We start from the raw sequence: 761 nt of genomic DNA on the forward strand, positions 1-761 counted from the left end.
TGATCCGGAGAACGTTGCACGCTGCATTCAGAAGGCTGCCAGAGCCTCTTATCGACTTTCCAAAGTTGTTGAGGACTCCATCGACCTGGTGCTCGGCACCTCCATCGAATCCATCCGCAGCATCCAGAAGCAGCTCAAGGATCTCGACAAAGCGATCGAGCGGGTCCTCGACGGCATTCAAGGCGCTCAGTGCTTGCTGTCAGTGCCTGGCATCGGCAAAGTCTATGCAGCCGGTCTGCTCGGCGAACTCGGCGACATTGAACGGTTCAAGGATCAAGCCGCCGTCGCCAAGTACGCGGGCCTGACCTGGCGCAGGCACCAGTCCGGCGTCTTCGAGGCGGAGGACACCGCCCGCATCAAATCCGGCAACCGATTCCTGCGCTACTACCTCGTTGAAGCTGCCAACTCGGTTAGGATGCGCGATGAAGAATTCGGTGAGTATTACCGGAAGAAGTACCAAGAAGTTCCTAAGCACCAACACAAACGCGCCCTCGTCTTAACGGCAAGAAAACTTGTGCGTCTGGTCGATGTGCTGCTACGCAACGGCCAACTCTATACGCCACGGAAGAAGGTAACGACTGCGAAGGATTGACGCCCCCTTTGCCCAAGTCCTTTACTATTCCCAGTAAAAATATGGAATTTCCTTTAATTTTGACTGGGCTTAGTTTGATATTGTCATTTTTCTAGACTCAAAGCACTTTTCACATGGAAAATTTCCAATTTACTCGAATCTAGCACTTGACATCATACCGCTGGACTTT

The 761-nt window shown here is 52.4% G+C and carries 1 protein-coding gene; it reads left to right on the plus strand.

What is annotated here, in order from left to right:
• On the plus strand, positions 1-592 hold a 592-nt coding region (locus tag POTG_RS22585; protein WP_009227170.1), incomplete at its 5' end, for an IS110 family transposase.
• Between the last annotated feature and the right edge of the window lie 169 nt (positions 593-761).

This window comes from Paenibacillus sp. oral taxon 786 str. D14 (genome assembly GCF_000159955.1).
In the GTDB taxonomy this organism is placed as follows: Bacteria; Bacillota; Bacilli; order Paenibacillales; family Paenibacillaceae; genus Fontibacillus; species Fontibacillus phoenicis.